Origin of the sequence: Mycobacterium innocens, from assembly GCF_900566055.1 — a bacterium.
In the GTDB taxonomy this organism is placed as follows: Bacteria; Actinomycetota; Actinomycetes; order Mycobacteriales; family Mycobacteriaceae; genus Mycobacterium; species Mycobacterium innocens.
Genome location: NZ_UPHQ01000158.1, coordinates 1 through 4,843, shown reverse-complemented (window position 1 = coordinate 4,843; position 4,843 = coordinate 1). Strand labels below are relative to the sequence as shown.

The following is a 4,843-nucleotide window of genomic DNA, read 5'->3' as shown; positions in this document are numbered from 1 at the left end:
CGCTGAAACTCCGACAAATGCGGTCCCATCACCGCGTACCGCCGCGCCACCGAGTCCGCCAGATCCGCCATAGCACAACCGTAGCGCCCGAAACCAGCAAAAACGACGTTATTTAATCACGAGTCCTTAGCGCGGCCTGCGGGCAGCCCGTCGCTCGGATGCGGTCGTTGCGGTTCATCACACTTGTGTCCGAGGGGACTTGGCCGTCTGCGACACAGGTGTCCTGACCTGGCGAATCGGTACCTGATCGTCGTCCCCCACTCTGATGTCGAGCGGTGGGGCTAGGGGTCGAGTTGGGCGGGGGCGACTCGACACCCGGCGGCTTGGGCTCCGGTGTGCAGGCGTCGGTCCCAAACGGCGACGATCAGGCCGGGTTCACCGACAGCCAACGCGCAGGCTAGATGAACAGCGTCGGCTCCACGCAAGGCATGGGCTCGGGCGAGGCGGCCGGCGTGCTGTTCAACCGCCGCCGTGAGTTCAACTGGGCGGGTGGCGGCCCAGAAGTCCTCCCAGTCACGCTCGGCATCGGCGAGCTCGGATTCGGTTAGGTCGTGATTGCGGGCTGCTGCAGCGAGTGCGGCGCGGACTTCGGGGTAGGCCAGGCGGCTGGACAATGCGGCGTCGCAGCCGTCCCAGAGCGCGGCCGCCAGCGAGCTCCCTGTCTCGGCGGTGAGAAGTTTGACGAAGGCGCTGGCGTCGAAGTAGACGAGCGGCACCGGTCAGCGCCGCTGGTCGCTGACCCGGTCAGACACCGGCCGCCGCGGTCGGGGCCCGGACCGACCCGCAGCGACGGGCCGCTGCGCGGTGGCCTTGCCAATTACGCCTTCGGCCGTGAGACGCTCCAAGGTGCCTGCGCTGTCCAGCGCGGCGAGTCGCGCGATCGGAATTCCACGGTCGGTGATGACGACCTCAGCACCAGCCCGAGCTCGATCGAGCCAATCGCTGAGGTGCGCGCGCAACTCGGTCACGGATACATCCACACCCTGAACTGTACACTCACTGAACCATGAGTTGTACATATCACTACTGAGTGCGGCAAGAACGACCTGAGAGATTGACCTGCGCAAGCCCGAGGCGAGGTGGCAACGGGCCGGTACACCGATTCGTCGGTGGTGCTGGCGACGCCGAGAAGGTCGATGTCATGGCGGCTGGTCGCCTTCCGTCCAAGCCGCATCCGAAGGTGTTGCGGCGGAAGGTGTTTGCCGTCCCCGGTGGGACTTCGGCGCAGCTGGCATTCGTGGTCAGCTGAATGGCGACGGCAGCGCCTCGGTGTCGTGTCGGACGCCGGGTCTAGCTTGCAGCAACGAGGTTTTGAATTCTCTGCTTGAGGTGCTGTGTTCGGTGACTGCTGGCGATCACCTTCATTGGCGTTCTGTTGTCAGCGACCCGATTCAACAACTCTCCGAGTAGCAACAGTTGGCCTGAGTCGCCAAGGACCTCGATATCGCTTGGATCGTATTCGTATGACGGAGAGTGCTTCAAGCTGGTGTAAGCGTCCCAGAACAGTTGGCTCCACTTGTCTAGGTCACCGACAAAGTCTGCAAAAGCCGGACCAACGTGGCGCCCGACCGACATTGGTAGCGGTTCGTTCGTCTTCTTTCGTAGCCCGCGAGCCCGCTGAATGCGTCATGCTCTTCTGCGGTCGTCCTGCGCTCGTTCCGTACGAGCACCACGGTGACACTCCGCGGCATAGCACCGCAATGGGATACTCGCCGTTCCCGCCGTACGACAGATTTAGGACATCAACGCGATGCCCAATCGATATCAGCAAATGACGAAAACCCGCTCTGATCTAGTTCAGGGCGGGTTTTCTATATCTTTAGCTAACAAATTGTGTCCGAGGGGGGACTTGAACCCCCACGCCCATTAGTAGGGCACTAGCACCTCAAGCTAGCGCGTCTGCCATTCCGCCACTCGGACAAAACCACTCACATGGGTTGGCAGCTAAGGCTATCCGATCGGCTCGCGTCAGCCCAACCGGGCTCGCGGCTCCGGCCGCCGCCCGCCCGGTGGATCCGGATGGGCGGACCACCTCAGAAACGGGCCGGGAGTGCCCAAGAGTGGTAGGAAAGGTGACTGTGACAGGTGCGGGCGATGACGTTGCCGAGGTTGTCAGCAGGTTGATCCGATTCGACACCACCAACACCGGGGACCCGGAAACCACCAAAGGCGAGGCCGAGTGCGCGAAATGGGTGGCCGAGCAGCTCGCCGAGGCCGGCTACCAGCCGGAATATGTGGAATCCGGTGCGCCCGGGCGCGGCAACGTGTTCGCCCGGCTGGCCGGCCCCAAGGGTCAAGCCGGTTCCCGGGGCGCGTTGCTCATCCACGGGCATCTGGACGTGGTGCCGGCCGAACCGGCCGATTGGAGCGTGCACCCGTTTTCCGGCGCGATCGAAGACGGTTATGTCTGGGGCCGCGGCGCGGTCGACATGAAAGACATGGTCGGGATGATGATCGTGGTCGCCCGCCATCTCCGGCGCGCCGGCATCGTGCCGCCGCGGGAGTTGGTGTTCGCCTTCGTGGCCGACGAGGAGCACGGCGGCAAATACGGCGCGCAGTGGTTGGTCGACAACCGGCCCGATCTGTTCGACGGCGTCAGTGAGGCGATCGGAGAAGTCGGCGGCTTCTCCTTGACCGTGCCGAGCCGCGACGGCGGTGACCGCCGCCTGTATCTGATCGAGACGGCGGAGAAGGGCATCCAATGGATGCGCCTGACGGCACGCGGCCGCGCCGGGCACGGCTCGATGGTGCACGACCAGAACGCGGTGACCGCCGTCGCGGAAGCGGTCGCCCGGCTGGGCCGTCACCAGTTTCCGCTGGTGTGCACCAACACCGTGGCCGAGTTCCTGGCCGCCGTCAGCGAGGAGACCGGCCTGAGCTTCGACACCGATTCGCCGGACCTGGACGGGGTGATCGATAAGCTCGGCCCGATGGCCCGCATGCTCAAGGCGGTGCTGCACGACACCGCGAACCCCACCATGCTCAAGGCCGGATACAAGGCCAACGTCGTCCCCGCGACCGCGGAGGCGGTGGTGGACTGCCGGGTACTGCCCGGCCGGCAGGCGGCTTTCGAAGCCGAGGTGGACGAGTTGATCGGCCCCGACGTCACCCGGGAGTGGATCCGGGACCTGCCGTCGTATGAGACCAGCTTCGACGGCGATCTGGTCGACGCCATGAACGCCGCGGTGCTGGCCGTCGATCCCGACGGGCGCATAGTGCCTTACATGCTGTCCGGCGGTACCGACGCAAAGGCCTTCGCGCGCTTAGGGATTCGCTGCTTCGGCTTCAGCCCGCTGCGGTTGCCGCCCGATCTGGATTTCACCTCGTTGTTCCACGGTGTCGATGAGCGGGTACCCGTGGATGCGCTGAAGTTCGGCACCGAGGTGCTGACACATTTCCTGACCCACTGCTGATGTTCCGTTTGCCGACTATCCGAAAGGACCGAGCATGACAACACCGCCCGACCCGTATGCCGCACTCCCCGAGCTGCCGTCTTTCAGCCTGACCTCGGATTCGGTGAGCAACGGCCAGCCGCTGCGCACCGCGCAGGTCAGCGGGATCATGGGCGCGGGCGGACAGGATGCCAGTCCGCAACTGAGCTGGTCGGGCTTTCCGGAGCAGACCCGCAGCTTCGCGGTCACCGTCTACGATCCCGACGCCCCGACGCTGTCCGGGTTCTGGCACTGGGCGGTGGCCAATCTGCCCGCCGAGGTGACCGAGCTGCCCGAAGGCGCCGGTGACGGCCGCGAGCTGCCGGGCGGCGCACTGACGCTGGTCAACGATGCCGGTATGCGCCGCTATGTGGGCGCCGCACCGCCGCCCGGGCACGGTGCGCACCGCTACTACGTTGCGGTGCATGCGGTGGACGTCGAGAAATTGGATCTGAGCGAAGACGCCAGCCCGGCCTTTCTCGGTTTCAACCTGTTCCAGCACGCGATCGCCCGCGCCGTCATCTACGGGACCTACGAGCAGACGTAAGTATCGGAACCTGGGAAACCACAGGGGTTTCCTCGATTTCGCCTGACGGCTCGTCGTGACGGTCGGTACCCTTCATGCGTCCGCGCATAGGCCCCATCACGCAAGGAAGCGCCCATGAATTATGTGATAGCGACACCGGAATTCATCACGGCGGCTGCCCAGGACCTGACAAGCGTCGGATCGGCGATCAGCGAAGCCGCCGCGGCGGCGGCGGCTCCGACAATCAACGTGGTGGCCGCGGCTTCCGATGAGGTGTCGGCGACCATCGCGGCACTGTTCGGCGAGCACGCGCAGCGATATCAGGCATTGAGCGCCCAGGCGGCGCAGTTTCACGCACAGTTCGTCACCGCTTTGGCAGCCGGCGGGGGAGCCTATGCCCAAGCGGAGGCGGCCAACGTTGCGCAGTCTGTGCTGGATCTGATCAACGCGCCCACCCGGGCTTTATTGGCGCGCCCGCTGATTGGCAACGGCGCCAACGGAATCCCTGGCACTGGGCAAAACGGCGGCGACGGCGGCATCTTGATCGGCAACGGGGGGGCCGGCGGGTCCGGCGCGGACGGCGTAACCGGAGGCCGTGGTGGTAACGGCGGCGCTGCTGGGCTGCTATTGGGCTCCGCCGGTGCCGGCGGTCCCGGAGGAGCCGCCACCGGTGCGGGCGGTGTCGGCGGCGCCGGTGGGCAGGGCGGAATGGGTGGATTGTTCAGCCCGGGCGGCGTCGGCGGCGTCGGCGGTACCAGCACCGGCGGTGCCGTCGGTGGGGGTGGCGGGGCCGGTGGCCTCGGGCTTTTCGGCAGCGGCGGTGCCGGTGGCGCTGGAGGGCGTGGCATCGTCGGCGACGGTGGGGGCGGCGGCGCCGGCACCGCCG

General features: G+C 66.2%; 4 protein-coding genes, 1 tRNA gene and 1 pseudogene. 3 read left to right on the top strand and 3 right to left on the bottom strand.

Features of this window, described 5'->3' with window-relative positions; all coding sequences use genetic code 11:
• Positions 1-281: 281 nt before the first annotated feature.
• From EET03_RS15515 to EET03_RS15500, 3 genes and pseudogenes are all read right to left on the bottom strand, one after another.
• Positions 282-716 carry a type II toxin-antitoxin system VapC family toxin gene (locus EET03_RS15515; protein ID WP_063470532.1) on the bottom strand — a complete coding sequence of 145 codons (435 nt, stop codon included), beginning with the start codon at positions 714-716 and terminating at the stop codon, positions 282-284.
• A gap of 3 nt (positions 717-719) precedes the next feature.
• Positions 720-1,174 (bottom strand): annotated as a pseudogene (locus EET03_RS31605) (type II toxin-antitoxin system Phd/YefM family antitoxin).
• Between the two features lie 660 nt (positions 1,175-1,834).
• A tRNA-Leu gene (locus tag EET03_RS15500) sits at positions 1,835-1,920 on the bottom strand.
• 140 nt (positions 1,921-2,060) lie between these two features.
• Between EET03_RS15500 and EET03_RS15495 the strand changes: the two genes are divergently transcribed.
• From EET03_RS15495 to EET03_RS15485, 3 genes are all read left to right on the top strand, one after another.
• Complete coding sequence (locus EET03_RS15495) at positions 2,061-3,413, top strand: M20/M25/M40 family metallo-hydrolase (RefSeq protein ID WP_075542306.1); 1,353 nt, start codon at positions 2,061-2,063, stop codon at positions 3,411-3,413.
• Between the two features lie 34 nt (positions 3,414-3,447).
• Complete coding sequence (locus EET03_RS15490) at positions 3,448-3,978, top strand: YbhB/YbcL family Raf kinase inhibitor-like protein (protein WP_075542305.1); 531 nt, start codon at positions 3,448-3,450, stop codon at positions 3,976-3,978.
• Positions 3,979-4,092: 114 nt separating this feature from the next.
• On the top strand, positions 4,093-4,843 hold a 751-nt coding region (locus EET03_RS15485; RefSeq protein WP_136625705.1), incomplete at its 3' end, for a PE family protein.